We start from the raw sequence: 14390 nt of genomic DNA, 5'->3' as shown, positions 1-14390 counted from the left end.
GCTCAACAGAGCGATTACCCTGTTGAATCAGAGAGCTACAGACGTTGGTGGCTGTCTATAGAACAAGAATTGGAGCGGGAAACGAGACAAGCGCTGAGTTGCTAAGTCTGAGTTTATTAACGTTAATTTGATACTGTCAGTATCAGTCGAGCCTTGAAATTAGCCTTGTTTTGGGGGCTGGTCAAGCAAACGAATTGACAGCGCCTTTAAACAGCCATCAAAGCTCAATCGCCCTTCCCGATTAATATTATCTCCGCGCCAAACACAATATGCCAATGTTTCATAACCATATGAAAATATTAGTTTTTATTCATATGATTTACACCTTATGGCATAGGGTTCTACGTTGTTTTTGTATTATTTTTTGATTATATTCAATACATGATTCATCAATGAGGTACACACCATGTCCCGAACCACGACAATGACCGTTCGCCTCAAAGGGCCACTGAGCGACTTCGTGGCCGCCAACGTAGGCGAAAACGGCGCTTACGATAACGTCAGCGAGTACGTCCGAGACCTGATCCGCCGGGACAAAGAGCGGGTAGAAGCGGAAGCATTCGCACGACTTAAGGCCGAACTGACTAATGCCTTTGCTGCACCAGAGTCTTCATACGTACCCCTGACTGCCGCAGATATCATCGCACGCAACAAGGCCTGACCGTATGGCTAATGTTCGCATACAGGAAGCCGCCTCTTATCGTCTTGATGAGATCTACCGATACACCCGTGAGCGATGGGGTACAGAGCAAGCGGATCGCTACATTACCGGCATGTTTCAGGCATTTGCCAAGATAGACACCCACGAGGTCGTTTCACGGCCAGTACCCGCCGAATTTGGAGTAGAAGGTTTCTCCTTTCGCTACGAGCGACATGTTATCTACTGGCGCAGACTATCAAACGGCGATATAGGTATCGTGACGGTTCTGCACGAGCAGATGCATCAGATCGATCGGTTTCGAGAGGACTTTGGCATTTGATGACGGCTTAGGCATAGTTATTCTTAAATGAGCTAAGGTGCGTTGATTCGTACTTAATCTGACATATTACTACTCTGGGTCTATCAGATCTGACTGTCGGCTCAGCCAGAAGCGGACGTTGCGAATTTCATGTTCTATTAATTTGTGGAGAGCAAGGCAACCGAACCTTCGATGGACAAACATTCTCTTATCCGATTACAATTGAATGATTGGAGTCTTCAACAAAGAATTATTTACAATGAACATATCGTAAATATTTATGATATATTCATTTAGTCCCATACATGCTAAGACATGTATGGGAATTATTTTATTGTCACTTACAGCCTGCTTGTTTTTACTTAGAACACACCATTCCTAAAATGATGTAATTTTGGTGATTCAATTATAGACCATCGTAAAAAAGCAGAAAATTCATACTCTACTTTTAGCATATTTGCTATCCTTTTCTCTATTATAATTCGCTCTTCCTCTATAGTGTCTTCATCATCATATTGCCAAAGCAACTCTAAGAATTTCCTATATTGGGACATGAGTCTTTTTAATAAATAAGTTCTTGACAGCTCTTTATTTCCAGTGCTTTCGCTGTTAAAAACTTCATCTAGCAAAGAGGCTGTCATTTTTGTCTTTTCGTCATTGAACATTGCCGTGATTTTAACTTCTCTGGCATGGGCTGTAAGGGGAAACTCATGCTTCACTGCCATAAGAACATTGATGTCTTTGCTTGTGCAATCTAAAATATTATCATACTTACTTCTCTTTATGTTGTTGCATCTTGCACATGCAAAAAATAGATTACTCCAATCATATTTTTTTTCATCATCTATGTTTTTATGAGGTTTAAAGTGCTCAACATTCAAAGATATAGGATCTTTTATTTCACATATATAACACTTATTATGAAAATCTCTTGCCAATTGCTCTATGACGTCTTTACTACTGTATGAGCCTTCCTTTTCTAACGAGGCAGGTGCAGGCATGGTTTTTATAACATGAAACATTATGCCTCCTTTTTATTATCACGAAGAAACATCTTTGCCTTTATCAAAAATACAGCGCTTTCATCATCAAGCTTATCGTCATGTGGAGACAGTTTTTCAACCAATTCAGTCACGGCAAAAGTATCTGGATTATCTTCGGCTAAAAAAATTGAAAGTCGTTTTATGTCCTTCTCAAGTGACATAGACACTACAGGTACGCCTAATAGCCCCTCAACTATTGTTTCATATGAATAATTAGAAAGATTTGTAAACTCTTGCTTACTGCTAAGATCATAAACAACTGCATTATCAAGTGAGCCGATTACAAAAGGCGAATGAGTCGTTACTATAAATTGAATGTTTGGATAAAGATTACTTAAGAACGGTAATATCTTTCTTTGTAAGGATACATGTAGATGTGCATCTATTTCATCAATTAAAACCACACCCTGCATGTCCTGAGGGGAAGTTTTATATGCCTCCGTCATCATTATTAATTCTGATAATATATTAAATATTGAAGAATAACCAGAGGACAATTTTTGAAAGCTATAGGGTAATTTATTATCTTGGGTAAGAAGGAAACGAAACCCATCAGAATCAAATTTCAATTTAAAAGAATCATCCTCCATTAAAATGGAGATATTTTTCTCAAGTTCGTCAAACCATTGTTGAAGTTTGTTGGAGAGTTCAAAGTCTTTATCATAGGTTTCAGCAAATGACTGCCTTGTCTTCAGGTTAACCAAGTGATTTTCAAATTCGTTACCCAATCTTTTTTCGTTAGCCTGGAATTTATTCTTTAAGATCTTATCATCCAAGCTTGCTTTTGTTGCTCCAGAGGATGCGCTAATTTCAGATTTTCGTTCGGCAATGAAGTATTTATAAATTGCCTTCCCTCCATCTAATAATGCACAGAAACCAATTGCGTCAGAGATAGTTGCTTCAACTCCAGTGTCGTATTTTTCTAACTCATTGACTATATGATTATATTGTTCTTCACCTTGAGCATACTGGCTGGTTCCCTTAGGGTTTTGATCCATTTTCTTCTTCCAATGAGCCAGATTTCGAAGTGACTGTTCTTTTGCATCGTGTTTCTTTTCGACATATATATGTTGGATGTGTTTGTTAATTGCGTTTAAGAAAGTTGTTTTCCCACATCCATTACTGCCAGTGATTATTAAATCTTTGCCTGCTATATGAATATTCAACTCACCTATTAAATTCTTAGGTTGATATTTTATTTTCTCGATGTGTTTTTTCATTGCACCCTCTCGTCTAAATTAACCAAACGTTGTATGTCAGCGTAAGCATTCGATGCCGCATGAAATTACATTTGCTTACAGTAATTGAATTCGTGGTATAAGGCTAGAACACAAATCGTTACCATAGCCGCAGTGTAAGGAGCCCTATAAGAATGGCTATTAACTTTAGAGGCACTCCTGCATTTGACGCTCTTTAGATAACATCCACTTTTCGCTCTTAGTCGATTGTCAGATTTAGCCGTACCTTGCTACTGTTTATTCGCTCTGCGCCAACATCAAGCCGTCACTGCCGCCGCAGTGACGGCTTGATGCAACTCAGCAACAATATGGGCTGGCGCAACACCCTATTCATTGCTGCCTGCGTGACGATGCTCCGGCATACTGCCCCAGCAACAACCTTCCGGCGGGTCTGAACACCGGAAACATGGCTCAGCGTGTATGCTGCGCTGGCCGTACCCATCCGGCCATCCCAAAGGCATTGGCTCCTGCGAGTGTCTGTCCGCTGAGGATGGAGCCATCCAGACGCTTCTGGCTCATTCCCGGCGTCGCCCCTTAATCGGGTTGAGCCTTTTTCTCTCAGGGTATTACTGGCCCAATTTAATCAATGTCTCTTATCCGTAGCGGGCCGCAGGCCCGCATTTTCTTTTCATCCATCTGCAACAAAGGAGGTTTTATCACGTTTTTCAGGCAATACCCTCCGCCCGGCTTTCCAGCAGGAAACAAGGCGGATGCCTCAATCTGAGGCAACAGACGTTCTGAGCGTCTGGCCCCTGCCCTTCGGGGATCTTGTCGCAGTGAATGCGGCGAGTTGGCAATTACACTAACCCGATTTCCTCTCAGAACAAGCAAATTAACTTTAGCAAAAAGGCCGACAAAGAGGAGGCCGATTATGGATGACCTGACATGGACGCTGAACCAGCTTTGCCGACGCAACCGGGACGGCAGCCATACCACGCAGGCTGACAGAAAACGGTCTCTGACGCTGATGGCCCGCCAGTTACGTGAGGCCGGTTTCCGCCAGATGCGCGCTACTTCGCTTAAAGGTAAGCATATCAACACCCTGCTGACGCGCTGGCAATCAGAAGATTTGTCCGCCGGCACCCTAAAGAACCGGCTGGCGCATCTGCGCTGGTGGGCGGAGAAGATTGGCAAACCGGGCCTGCTGCCCGCCGACAACGACCAGTTGGGCATTCCCAAACGGTGCTATGTCACCAATCAGAATAAAGCCAAAACGCTGAACGACCGGCTCGACCGTATCCGCGACCCGCAGGTAAAAATGAGCTTGCGTTTGCAGGCTGCCTTTGGGCTACGCCGCAAAGAGTGCCTGCTGTTCCAGCCCCGCTATGCCGACCGGGGCGACCATATCGCATTGAAAGGCACATGGACCAAAGGCGGTAAAGCACGTACCGTCCCCATCACCACGCCGGAACAACGGGCCGTGCTGGATGAAACCCACGCGCTGGCGGGAGCCGGTTCGCTAATCCCGGCGCAGAAAACCTATATCCAGCAACGGCATCTGTATGACGGCCAGTGCAAAAACGCCGGACTCAGCGGCATGCACGGTTTACGCCATCGTTACGCCCAGATGCGCTATGAAACCCTGACCGGCTGGCTGGCCCCCGCCGCCGGTGGCCCCGGCTATAACCACCTGACGCAGGAACAACAAACCATCGACTGTGAAGCGCGGCAAATCATTAGTCGGGAACTGGGGCATGAAAGATTACAGATCGTGTCGCTCTATCTTGGACGATAAAAAGGGGTTTCTGGATCAAAAAGGCAGGAAATGGCCGAAGGGAATAGATATTAAGGGGCAACGGACCTGCCAGAAAAAGGGAAAAGGCACTCTGCCCTATTTCACGGTATCCCAGTCGCGGCTGCCAGCAGACGACGTCATAAACAGCCATCAAGCCCCTTCAGGTTTTCAATCCGCCTCCCCTTCCCCACCCTGACCACGGCTGACGCCCTGATAGCGGGAAGGCCAGATCTCTTCCGGTTGTTTGTTCAACGCTTCGGCAATTAAGCGCTCGCCCTTCGGCCAGTGTCGCGTCAGCGCATTTGCCAATGTAGATGACGCTAATCCCGCCTCTCTGGAGATCGCCGCCAGCGTTGTGCCACGTTTTCTCAAACCAGCGATAATATCCGCCGGATGCCAGTCATTACCGTCCATTACCCTCTCCCCCATGATTTTATCCGCCATGTTCAGTATCTCTAAACAACTACGATGTTAAGTAATGCTAAACACTAAGTCAATAGCTTATCTAGGGTGTTGATCATGCTTCCCGGACGTCTTAAATCCGCACGGTTAAACGCGCATCTTACTCAGGAAAAACTGGGTACGCTGGCAGGTATTGAAGAGGAAACCGCGCGGTCACGCGTCTCGCAGTATGAAAATGGGATACATCGCCCGACATTCGAAATGATGTGCGCCTTTGCGAAGGTGCTACATGTGCCGGAGGGTTATTTCTACACCCTTGATGATAAATTTGCGGCCATGCTGCTCGACCTTTATCGCCAATATAAAGCGCATTCCCTCTGATCTTTCTCTTATCTCAAGCCGACTCTGTTCAGGGACTCTAAGCAACTCGCCTGTAAAGCAATGCTAAACATGACATCAATATTGATTATTGATGGTGTCACTATGTTACCTGCTCGCCTTAAAGCTGCCCGCCTGCGTGCCCAAATGACGCAGGAAAAATTGGGGGTACTCGCTGGGATTGAAGAAGCCACCGCGCGGTCGCGTGTCTCCCAGTATGAAAGCGGCACACATCGCCCAACATTTGAAACGATGTGCGCCTTTGCCCGCGTTCTTAACGTCCCTGAAAGCTATTTTTATACCCTTGACGACGACTTTGCAGACATCATCCTGAAACTATATGACGGTGAAGTCGTTCAGTGGAAAAAGGGATAACCCGCTCATTGCAAAATAAACTCACGTAAAAACGGTATGCCCTCACCGGGCAGCATCCGACCGTCTGCCATGGCTTTCAGCGTGTTTTCAAGTACGCTGATTTTTGCAACGCCATCATTAACCTCACCGGCTCCGTTCGCCGTCCAGCGATCCAGCCTATCCGCCCACTCCTGCATCATGCGCCGCCGCTGTTCCACATACTGTGCATGATTGTAGGCCGCGCTGACTTTGTTGGGGTCGGCGTGGGAAAGCTGCGCCTCAATCCAAATTTTGGGATAGCCGATTTCATTGAGCGCCGTCGAGATGGTGGCGCGAATACCATGGCCGGTTAGTTGTTCCGCATACCCCATACGGCGCAGCGCGCCATTAAGCGTATTTTCGCTGATGCGTTTATTTAAATCGCTACGATGGGTCAGCAAATATTTTTGAGCCGGTTTCATCTGCGCCAGCAGATGATGCACAATGTCGAGCGCCTGAGCGGGTAACGGCACAACGTATGGCGGAATAGCCTGAGCACGCTTGCCGTGCCTGCGCATAGCATTCTGCAACTGCTTTATATTCTCCGGCGGAATGATCCATAGCTCACGCGTCAGATCGAACTGATCCGGCGTTGCCAGCCGCAGTTCTCCGGTGCGAACCCCGGTCAATAGCAACAACCGGATGCCAAGCTGCGTTTGCATATCGCCTGCGTAGTTGCTCAGCTTCCGGAGTAATGACGGCAGCTCGTGGATAGCGAGATAGGGATTATGCCTGACGGGTGGCTTAGGGGCCGCCACCACGTCCAGATCCGACGCCGGGTTAGTTTCCAGCCCTTCGATTTTCACCAGCGCAAAGCGAAACAGCTGGTTAAACCACGTACGCACTTTTTCCGCGATGGTCAGCGCTTTGCGCCGTTCAATACGGGCAATCACCTCCAGCAAGTCAGAGCGACGGAGCTCAAAGATCGAACGCTCACCCAGAATGGGCAGCACATCTTTAGAAAAAATACGCTGGATTTGCGACAGGGTACTTTGCCGCCCTTCTCTGAGTTCGAGTCTGCGATGGTCAAGCCAAAGGGAATAGACGGCTTTAAAGCTGTGTCCGGCAGCCAGACGCGCGGCCTGCCGCTTTTGCTTGCGAACAGTGCAGGGGTTGATGCCTTTAGCCAACAGCTCGCGAGCTTCATCACGCAATGCGCGCGCTTTGCGTAAGCCGATTGCAGGATAACGGCCCAGAGAGAGGCGCTTCTGTTTACCCAGCCAGTAATAGCGGAAATGCCATGACTTACCGCCCACCGGCGAAACAACCAGACCGAGGCCATCGCAATCAGGAAGATGAAAGGTTTTACCGTTGGCTTTGGACTGCCGGATAATCAGATCGGAAAGTGCCATGTTGATAGCTCCCAAGTTGAGACTCAGGCTCTATGCTTGTCATTGCCTTTATTTGATCCCAGCAACAATCCGCAACGCGTTGCCACCCTGTTTTTTTGGCCTCAATTCTGGCCTTAAAAAGGCTGGCCGTGGGTGGTTTTCAATGGATTGCTTTGGAAACAAAAAAAGAGCTTTTCGCTCTTTTTTCATAGACCTACAGACATCAGTGGACATCTATAGAAAAGAAATTGGAGCGGGAAACGAGACTCGAACTCGCGACCCCGACCTTGGCAAGGTCGTGCTCTACCAACTGAGCTATTCCCGCATAGTGGAGCAGACGATAATACGCCTGATGACTGCACGCTGTTTGTTTGGTGACAAACAACGCTAAAACTTGGAGCGGGAAACGAGACTCGAACTCGCGACCCCGACCTTGGCAAGGTCGTGCTCTACCAACTGAGCTATTCCCGCCCGGAATAGTGCCGTACCAGATATAAAATTCTGCATCGGTACGGGGTGCGCATTATACGAGAAATCTTTTTAACCGCAAGCCCCTGAAAATGAAAAGACGTTCAATTGCCGATAAAAAGAGCAAAGCGGCGTTAAAACATGCGTTACTCGATCTGAAGGCCGTCAGATTAATGCGCCTGACGGCCAATTCGCCCATGAATGCCAGAATCAGCTTAAAGCTGAATAAAATGCTCGCGGTAATACGCCAACTCAGCCAGCGATTCGCGAATATCGTCCATGGCCTGATGCGTGCCCTGCTTTTTAAAGCCCGACAGAATTTCTGGTTTCCAACGACGCGCCAGCTCTTTTAACGTACTGACATCCAGATAGCGATAGTGGAAATAGGCTTCCAGCTCCGGCATATAACGGAACAGGAAACGACGATCCTGACCAATACTGTTGCCACAAATCGGCGATTTACCTGCGGGTACCCACTGTTGCAAGAAAGCCAGCGTAGCCAGTTCTGCCGCACGCTCATCGACCGTGCTGGCTTTAACACGATCGATTAACCCGCTGGCGCCATGCGTGCGTACATTCCAGTCATCCATCAGCGCAAGCTGGCTATCAGGTTGATGAACCGCCAGAACAGGCCCTTCCGCCAACACATTAAGATTGGCATCCGTCACTAATGTCGCAATCTCAATAATACGATCTTGTTCAGGATTCAGTCCTGTCATCTCAAGATCGATCCAGATCAGGTTATTTTCATCTACCATCGTTGGTATTCCCATTTAGCCGTGTATTGTTGCCCGTTGGCGTCGATTGTAACACCCGCATTGGCGCCATCTGGCGGCATCAGTTAATTAAAATCAAATAGGGTGTATTATAGTCGCTTCAATCATCATGGGCGACAACCATGTCCTGTGGCGTTCATCGTACCATGGCGATCAATAGCGTATTAAGTGAGGCTTAGTGAGCAAAAAGAAACTGTCGAAAGGTCAGCAACGTCGGGTAAGTGCGAATCATCAGCGTCGCCTTAAACATTCTGAAAGCAAGATAGAATGGGAAGATAGCCAACTGGGCGATGCCCAGGAAGGTATTATCATCAGCCGATTCGGTATGCATGCCGATGTAGAAGCCGGAAACGGCGTCGTACATCGCTGTAATATTCGTCGAACGATTAAATCACTGGTCACAGGCGATCGCGTCGTGTGGCGGGCAGGTAATGAAGCACTGGCCGGGATCAGCGGGATCGTTGAAGCCGTTCATCCACGCCATTCTGTCCTGACGCGTCCTGATTACTACGACGGCGTCAAACCGATCGCGGCCAACATTGATCAGATCGTGATCGTTTCTGCCATTTTGCCCGAGCTCTCGCTCAATATTATCGATCGTTATCTGGTTGCCTGCGAAACACTGGAAGTTGAACCGCTGATCGTTCTGAACAAGATCGATTTGCTGGATAAAGAAGCGCTTCTTTTCGTTAATGAACTGATGGATATTTACCGGGCGCTCAACTACCGCGTACTGATGGTATCAAGCCATACTCAGGAAGGCATTGCGGAGCTGGAGCTGGCGTTAACCGATCGTATCAGTATCTTTGCCGGACAATCCGGGGTGGGTAAATCCAGCTTGCTCAACGCGTTGCTGACGCTTGGCGAAGAGCGCATTCTGGTTAACGAGGTTTCCGATAACTCAGGGCTGGGACAGCACACAACGACCGCAGCCCGTCTTTATCACTTTCCACACGGCGGGGATGTGATTGACTCTCCGGGCGTTCGTGAATTTGGTCTGTGGCACCTGGATCCCGATCAGATCACCCATGGCTTTATCGAATTCAGGGAATATATCGGCGCCTGTAAATTCCGTGACTGCAAACATGACAACGATCCCGGTTGCGCTATTCACGCGGCCCTCGAGCGCGGTGACATTGCCGCCGAGCGCTTCGATAATTATCACCGCATTCTGGAAAGCATGGCGCAGGTAAAGACGCGTAAAACCTTTTCCGATACGGATAACTGACATTTATTGTATCCATCGCTACAATGCGCCCCTTTTACATCATGGCGCACCATTAACCCAAGAGGCTCACTGTGCTGGATAATATCAAAATCAAATTACAGTATTGGCTTCCCAAAATCTGGCTGACTCGTTTGGCCGGTTGGGGAGCGGACAAACAGGCGGGTAAGCTCACCAGGCTGGTTATCGATCTGTTTGTCCGTCGGTACAAGGTCAATATGCAGGAAGCGCAGCAACCCGATACCGCCGCCTATCGTACTTTCAATGAATTTTTTGTTCGTCCGCTGAAGCCTGAAGTTCGTCCTATCGACCTACATGCCCATCGCCTCGTTCAACCTGCCGATGGTGTTTTGTCTCAGTTAGGCCCCATCACGGACGGCAAACTGATTCAGGCTAAAAACCACCTTTACTCACTGGAAGCATTGCTTGCCGGTAACTATGTCATGGCGGAACTGTTCCGCGACGGCCTGTTCGCCACGACATATTTATCGCCACGCGATTATCACCGCGTGCATATGCCGTGCGACGGCGTTCTGCGCGAGATGATTTATGTGCCGGGCGATCTGTTCTCCGTCAATCTGCTGACCGCAGACCATGTGCCAAATCTGTTTGCCCGTAACGAGCGGGTTATCTGCCTGTTTGATACCGAGTTTGGTCCACTGGCGCAGATTCTGGTCGGCGCCACCATTGTCGGCAGTATCGAAACCGTCTGGGCAGGCACGGTTACGCCGCCACGGGAAGGCATTATTCAACGCTGGACATATCCTCAGGCAGGCGAAGACGCGGTTATTCTGGAAAAAGGTCAGGAAATGGGCCGCTTTAAACTGGGCTCTACCGTGATTAACCTGTTTTCCCCCGGCCGGGTACAGTTTGCCGCTCATCTCAACAGCCTTAGCGTTACCCGGATGGGAGAACCCTTCGCGGAAATGCTGTCTGAAGATCAGGAAACCACGACACCACAGGGTGAAGTGGTCGCACAAGTGCAATCTCATGATGTACATGTTAAGTCTGACACAACAGATAATCCGGGCTGAATGCCGTCAATTCCCCATCGTTGTTAGTGAAAGGTAGGCTAAACGTGCGTTTGATTCTGACTTTTCTGCTGAGTTGCTTATTATCAACTACCGTATTGGCGGCCCCTGCGCTCAATGAGGCTCAGCTACGCCAGCAATTGCAACAGGCAGAGGCCAATAAAGGCGCAGCCGATCAGACGCAGATTGTTGAAGAGCTGCAATCTGCCCTGAATACAACACTGGAAGCCAAAGAGTCCCACGAACGCGCGGCGCAGTATCAACGTATTATTGATGATTTTCCCAAGCTGATTCAGGAACTGCGTCGCCAGTTGGCGGCGGAAGATGAAAAACCATCATCAATCACGAGCAATCTGTCCGTTAACGATCTTGAACAGCAGATCCTGCAAACCAGTAGCCAGCTACTGGAACAAGGTCGCCAGTTACAGCAGGAACAGGATCGATCACGCGAAATCAGTGATTCACTCGGACAGCTTCCCCAGCAACAAACTGAAGCCAGCCGCGCGCTCAGCGACATGGAACGCCGCATCCAGTCTCTCGGTACGCCGACGACACCGTTGACACAGGCGCAGTTGGCGGCGCTACAGGCTGAATCGGCCTTGCGCAAAAGTCTTGTAGACGAGTTGGAACTGGCGCAGCTATCAGCCAGTAATCGTCAGGAACTATCCCGTTTACGCGCCGAACTGTATAAAAAACGGCACGACCGACTGGATATTCAGCTACAGGAGTTACGCAGCAGCATCAATAGCCTGCGTCAGAAAGAGGCCGAACAGGCGCTGGAACGAACCGAACTGCTGGCAGAACAAAGCGGCGATTTACCCGGCGTTATCAGCGATCAGTTAAAGATCAACCGGGAACTGTCCGTCGCGCTGAATCAGCAGGCACAGCGTATGGACCTGATCGCCTCTCAGCAGCGTCAGGCCACCACGCATACGCTCCAGGTCCGCCAGGCGCTGACCACTATCCGTGAACAGGCGCAATGGCTCGGCGTCTCGCCAGTATTAGGCGAAACCCTGCGGGCGCAAGTTGCACGGCTGCCGGAAATGCCCAAACCACAGCTGTTGGACAGCGATATGGCGCAGCTACGCGTTCAACGTCTGCATTTTGAGGATCTGATCAATAAGCCACACGACCCTGATCAGTCGAAACAGGATGACGGTACGCCGCTGAGTACCGCCCAGCAGCGCATCCTGACCGATCAGCTGCGCACCCAGCGCGACTTGCTGACCTCATTGATCTCGGGTTGCGATGCTCAGATTCTGGAGTTGACCAAGCTCAAAGTGGCGAATAACCAGTTGGAAGATGCATTAAGAGAGACGAAAGAAGCGGCTCACCGCTACCTTTTCTGGGTGGCTGACGTCAACCCGATTACCTTCTCTTATCCGCTGAAGCTGGTACAGGATCTGACACTTCTGCTGTCTTTGGATACCTTTACCCAACTCAGCAGCGCCATGATCATGATGGTAACCAGCCGCGAAACGATCATCCCGCTACTGGGCGCCCTGTTACTGGTGGGGTTCAGCATCAGTTCCCGTCGTCATTACCACGCTTTTCTGGAACGCGCCAGCGGTCGGGTAGGCAAAGTCACCCTCGACCACTTTACGCTGACGCTGCGTACCGTTTTCTGGTCAATCCTGACGGCGCTGCCATTGCCGGTGCTCTGGGCCGCTCTGGGCTACGGCTTGCAAAATGCCTGGCCTTATCCGGTTGCAGTGGCCATTGGCGACAGCGTTACCGCTACCGTTCCTTTAATGTGGCTGGTGATGATCAGTGCGTCATTCGCTCATCCTCAGGGACTGTTTATCGTTCACTTCCGCTGGTCGCCCGAGCGGGTCGCCAGAGCGATGCGCTACTACCGTCTCTCCATTGCGTTTATCGTGCCATTAGTCATGGCGTTGATTACTTTCGATAACCTGGACGATCGCAAATTCTCCAGCACGCTGGGGCGCTTGTGCTTCATTCTGCTCTGTTTGGCATTGAGTCTGGTGACCACCAGCCTTAAACGCGCCGGTATCCCGCTTTATCTGGATAAAGAAGGTTCGGGCGAGAATTCGGTTAACCGAGCCATGTGGAATCTGCTGATATGCGTTCCGCTGGTCGCCGCGCTGGCATCCTGCATCGGCTATCTGGCAACGGCGCAGGCGCTGTTGGTCAGGCTGGAAACGTCCGTATCCATTTGGTTTTTCCTGCTGGTTGTCTACCATATTATTCGTCGCTGGATGCTCATTCAGCGACGCCGTATCGCTTTTGATCGCGCCAAGCAGCGCCGTTCAGAAATTTTGGCGCAGCGGGCCCGCGGAGAAGAGGAAACCCAGTCAGGTTCGACGCACGAAAACAGTTCGGAAGCGATTGAGGAACCGGTGGTGGATTTGGATGCGATCAGCGCTAAATCCCTACAGTTGGTTCGTTCCATCCTGACGCTTATCGCCCTGGTTTCCGTCATCGTTCTGTGGTCTGAAATCCATTCCGCTTTTGCTTTCCTGGAAAATATCAGCCTGTGGGACGTCACCAGTACGGTCAAAGGCGTGGAAAACGTTCAGGCGATTACATTGGGCTCCGTTCTCATTGCCGTGCTGATTTTTGTGATTACCGCCCAACTGGTGCGCAACCTGCCAGCCTTACTGGAGCTGGCCCTGTTACAACATCTTGATTTGTCGCCGGGCAGCGGTTACGCCATCACCACCATCAGCAAATATATTCTGATGCTGATTGGCTGCCTGATGGGCTTCTCGCTGATCGGGATTGAGTGGGCAAAATTGCAATGGCTGGTTGCCGCGCTCGGTGTGGGATTAGGGTTTGGCTTGCAGGAAATCTTCGCCAACTTTATTTCCGGCCTGATTATCCTGTTTGAAAAACCGATACGTATCGGCGATACCGTTACCATCCGCGATCTCACGGGGAGCGTCATGCGCATTAATACGCGCGCGACCACGATTTCCGACTGGGACCGCAAAGAGATTATCGTGCCGAACAAAGCCTTTATTACCGAGCAATTTATTAACTGGTCTCTGTCAGACTCCGTGACGCGCGTGGTCTTGACGATCCCGGCTCCCGCTGAAGCGGACAGCAAGGAAGTCACCGATTTGCTGATGGATGCGGTCAGCCGCTGCTCGCTGATATTAGAAAATCCGCCGCCGGAAGCCTTTCTGGTCGATTTGCAGCAGGGTATTCAGATTTTCGAACTGCGTATTTTCGCGGCGGAAATGGGTCATCGCATGCCGTTGCGGCATGAACTGCACCAGTTGATTCTGGAGAATTACCGTAAACACAACATGGTGCTGCCATTCCCACCCTTCCAGATGCGGATGGACAACCTATCGCGTAGAGGGAATACATTGACGTCCAAAAATCGGACAGCAGGAAGCTTATAATAACAAGCATCAGGGCGGGGCAGCAGCTTGCCCCGCCTTT

General features: G+C 49.6%; 13 protein-coding genes and 2 tRNA genes. 8 read left to right on the top strand and 7 right to left on the bottom strand.

Annotated features, from left to right (window positions below):
* Nucleotides 1-460: 460 nt before the first annotated feature.
* Nucleotides 461-661 carry a ribbon-helix-helix domain-containing protein gene (locus DDT52_RS19905; protein WP_210732748.1) on the top strand — a complete coding sequence of 67 codons (201 nt, stop codon included), beginning with the start codon at nt 461-463 and terminating at the stop codon, nt 659-661.
* A gap of 4 nt (nt 662-665) precedes the next feature.
* Complete coding sequence (locus DDT52_RS19900; protein ID WP_136157885.1) at nt 666-980, top strand: type II toxin-antitoxin system RelE/ParE family toxin; 315 nt, start codon at nt 666-668, stop codon at nt 978-980.
* A 341-nt stretch (nt 981-1321) separates the two neighbouring features.
* Here the strand turns inward: DDT52_RS19900 and DDT52_RS19895 are convergent, their stop codons facing one another.
* A complete protein-coding gene (locus DDT52_RS19895; RefSeq protein ID WP_136157884.1) occupies nt 1322-1981 on the bottom strand; it encodes an HNH endonuclease in 660 nt (219 codons plus the stop codon).
* Nucleotides 1981-3222 (bottom strand): AAA family ATPase, encoded by a 1242-nt coding sequence (locus tag DDT52_RS19890; protein ID WP_136157883.1) that lies wholly within the window; start codon nt 3220-3222, stop codon nt 1981-1983. The genes DDT52_RS19895 and DDT52_RS19890 overlap by 1 nt, the downstream gene beginning before the upstream one ends.
* An 889-nt stretch (nt 3223-4111) precedes the next feature.
* Here DDT52_RS19890 and DDT52_RS19885 point away from each other — a divergent pair.
* Complete coding sequence (locus DDT52_RS19885) at nt 4112-4975, top strand: phage integrase N-terminal domain-containing protein (RefSeq protein WP_136157882.1); 864 nt, start codon at nt 4112-4114, stop codon at nt 4973-4975.
* 168 nt (nt 4976-5143) lie between these two features.
* On the opposite strand, the gene DDT52_RS19880 is transcribed toward DDT52_RS19885, so the two are convergent.
* Nucleotides 5144-5389: a helix-turn-helix domain-containing protein gene (locus DDT52_RS19880; RefSeq protein WP_136157890.1), complete on the bottom strand. Its 246-nt coding sequence runs from the start codon at nt 5387-5389 to the stop codon at nt 5144-5146.
* Between the two features lie 105 nt (nt 5390-5494).
* Between DDT52_RS19880 and DDT52_RS19875 the strand changes: the two genes are divergently transcribed.
* Together DDT52_RS19875 and DDT52_RS19870 are read left to right on the top strand one after the other, a co-directional pair.
* Nucleotides 5495-5758, top strand: coding sequence for a helix-turn-helix domain-containing protein (locus DDT52_RS19875; protein ID WP_048637299.1), 264 nt, complete (start codon nt 5495-5497; stop codon nt 5756-5758).
* Between the two features lie 102 nt (nt 5759-5860).
* The gene (locus DDT52_RS19870) at nt 5861-6130 is read left to right on the top strand and encodes a helix-turn-helix domain-containing protein (RefSeq protein WP_136157889.1); all 270 of its coding nucleotides are present in this window, start codon (nt 5861-5863) and stop codon (nt 6128-6130) included.
* A gap of 5 nt (nt 6131-6135) precedes the next feature.
* Here the strand turns inward: DDT52_RS19870 and DDT52_RS19865 are convergent, their stop codons facing one another.
* The 4 genes from DDT52_RS19865 to orn form a co-directional block, all read right to left on the bottom strand.
* Nucleotides 6136-7500: a tyrosine-type recombinase/integrase gene (locus tag DDT52_RS19865; protein ID WP_136157881.1), complete on the bottom strand. Its 1365-nt coding sequence runs from the start codon at nt 7498-7500 to the stop codon at nt 6136-6138.
* A gap of 228 nt (nt 7501-7728) precedes the next feature.
* Nucleotides 7729-7804: transfer RNA gene (locus tag DDT52_RS19860), tRNA-Gly, on the bottom strand.
* A 70-nt stretch (nt 7805-7874) separates the two neighbouring features.
* A tRNA-Gly gene (locus DDT52_RS19855) sits at nt 7875-7950 on the bottom strand.
* 212 nt (nt 7951-8162) lie between these two features.
* Entirely contained in the window at nt 8163-8705 is a 543-nt protein-coding gene (gene orn, locus DDT52_RS19850) for an oligoribonuclease (protein WP_109052332.1), read from the bottom strand.
* A gap of 196 nt (nt 8706-8901) precedes the next feature.
* On the opposite strand from orn, the gene rsgA reads away from it, so the two are divergent.
* The 3 genes from rsgA to mscM all read left to right on the top strand — a co-directional run bounded on the left by rsgA (nt 8902) and on the right by mscM (nt 14350).
* Nucleotides 8902-9951, top strand: a complete 1050-nt coding sequence (gene rsgA / locus DDT52_RS19845) for a small ribosomal subunit biogenesis GTPase RsgA (RefSeq protein WP_136157880.1) — start codon at nt 8902-8904, stop codon at nt 9949-9951.
* Nucleotides 9952-10022: 71 nt separating this feature from the next.
* A complete protein-coding gene (gene asd, locus DDT52_RS19840) occupies nt 10023-10982 on the top strand; it encodes an archaetidylserine decarboxylase (protein WP_136157879.1) in 960 nt (319 codons plus the stop codon).
* Nucleotides 10983-11026: 44 nt separating this feature from the next.
* Entirely contained in the window at nt 11027-14350 is a 3324-nt protein-coding gene (mscM, locus tag DDT52_RS19835) for a miniconductance mechanosensitive channel MscM (RefSeq protein WP_136157878.1), read from the top strand.
* Nucleotides 14351-14390 lie beyond the last annotated feature (40 nt).

Origin of the sequence: Brenneria roseae subsp. roseae (assembly GCF_003115845.1) — a bacterium.
In the GTDB taxonomy this organism is placed as follows: Bacteria; Pseudomonadota; Gammaproteobacteria; order Enterobacterales; family Enterobacteriaceae; genus Brenneria; species Brenneria roseae.
Note: the sequence above shows the minus strand (reverse complement) of the source record. Positions and strands in the feature narration are given on the sequence as shown.

Coding starts and splice junctions, on each gene's coding strand:
- DDT52_RS19870 (WP_136157889.1), top strand. CDS start 5,861: ATGTTACCTGCTCGCCTTAAAGCTGCCCGCCTGCGTGCCCAAATGACG.
- DDT52_RS19880 (WP_136157890.1), bottom strand. CDS start 5,389: ATGGACGGTAATGACTGGCATCCGGCGGATATTATCGCTGGTTTGAGA.
- DDT52_RS19895 (WP_136157884.1), bottom strand. CDS start 1,981: ATGTTTCATGTTATAAAAACCATGCCTGCACCTGCCTCGTTAGAAAAG.
- DDT52_RS19900 (WP_136157885.1), top strand. CDS start 666: ATGGCTAATGTTCGCATACAGGAAGCCGCCTCTTATCGTCTTGATGAG.
- orn (WP_109052332.1), bottom strand. CDS start 8,705: ATGGTAGATGAAAATAACCTGATCTGGATCGATCTTGAGATGACAGGA.
- DDT52_RS19885 (WP_136157882.1), top strand. CDS start 4,112: ATGGATGACCTGACATGGACGCTGAACCAGCTTTGCCGACGCAACCGG.
- DDT52_RS19890 (WP_136157883.1), bottom strand. CDS start 3,222: ATGAAAAAACACATCGAGAAAATAAAATATCAACCTAAGAATTTAATA.
- DDT52_RS19865 (WP_136157881.1), bottom strand. CDS start 7,500: ATGGCACTTTCCGATCTGATTATCCGGCAGTCCAAAGCCAACGGTAAA.
- DDT52_RS19875 (WP_048637299.1), top strand. CDS start 5,495: ATGCTTCCCGGACGTCTTAAATCCGCACGGTTAAACGCGCATCTTACT.